Source organism: Myxococcus vastator (genome assembly GCF_010894475.1).
GTDB lineage: Bacteria > Myxococcota > Myxococcia > Myxococcales > Myxococcaceae > Myxococcus > Myxococcus vastator.
In genome coordinates, this window is record NZ_JAAIYB010000901.1 from 1 (window position 1) to 889 (window position 889).

1 protein-coding gene is annotated in these 889 nt (G+C 65.9%); it reads left to right on the forward strand.

Annotation, left to right across the window (positions count from 1 at the left end; genetic code table 11):
• Positions 1-199: 199 nt before the first annotated feature.
• Positions 200-379, forward strand: coding sequence for a hypothetical protein (locus G4D87_RS38225; RefSeq protein ID WP_163787643.1), 180 nt, complete (start codon positions 200-202; stop codon positions 377-379).
• The last annotated feature ends 510 nt before the right edge of the window (positions 380-889 follow it).

Below are 889 nucleotides of genomic sequence, written 5' to 3' on the forward strand. Positions count from 1 at the left end.
ACCGTCCCGGAGCCGGCTCTGGCCTCGTCCGAAGAGCAGTCGTCGCCGCGCTGAAAGCGTCCCGTTCACCCCGTCAGCTTGAACGTCCGCCTGGGCTTACGGAAGACGGGGCTCGTGCAGCGGATACGAAGGTGCTGCCGGTCCCTTCGACGCCCCGCGGGTAGCAGTGTCCGCGGGGCTCTCTCGTGTCCTCTCCGATATGCCCGTGAGGAGCGGTTACCTGGAGGCCCAGGCCGGCGTATCCTCGCTCTCCGGCGCCTACACGCGCCTGGAGGCGGGGGCTCGGCTCCGGTCCAACCTCGGGCTCTTCGCTTTCGGCGAGGCCAACGCACGCGAGCGGATGGCTGGCGTGGGCGTGAGGTGGACGTTCGGCTGGTGAGGTGTTGTGGCGGCCCGCTCCGGGATGCTGGGGCGGGCTGCTCAACGAATCATGGGCTGCTTGTCGTGTGTTGCTGCTCCAACGTCCCCACCAAGTCCACGCAATTGCGCTCAATTCGGTGCACTACGTATTCAACGCGCATGGGAGGCTGGCGCACGTCAAGGTCGATGAGTTCTCCGACGCGAGGTAGAAACGCAAGGCGGAACGGCCGAGGAGCCAATGGATATGAATCCACGGCGCTTTCGCGAGCGAAGACATTGACATCGCAGCCGCCATGCTTGCGCAGTCGCTTTACCTCAGCCAGCAAGGCAGGGACTGCGTAAGCGTTCAGGTGGGATGAGCGGTTGAAGAAGGAGCAGGCCAGCAGCCGACGGTAGGCTCGTCGCTCGCTGACGCGGCGTGGGGCATGGGACACGGCGTGTCGTGGCCGAGGTCGACCCCAAGGATGCGCGCATCGCGGAGCTCGAGCGTCAAGTCGAGGAGCTGACTCGACTGGTGCAGGAGCTGCGG

Coding starts and splice junctions, on each gene's coding strand:
- G4D87_RS38225 (WP_163787643.1), top strand. CDS start 200: ATGCCCGTGAGGAGCGGTTACCTGGAGGCCCAGGCCGGCGTATCCTCG.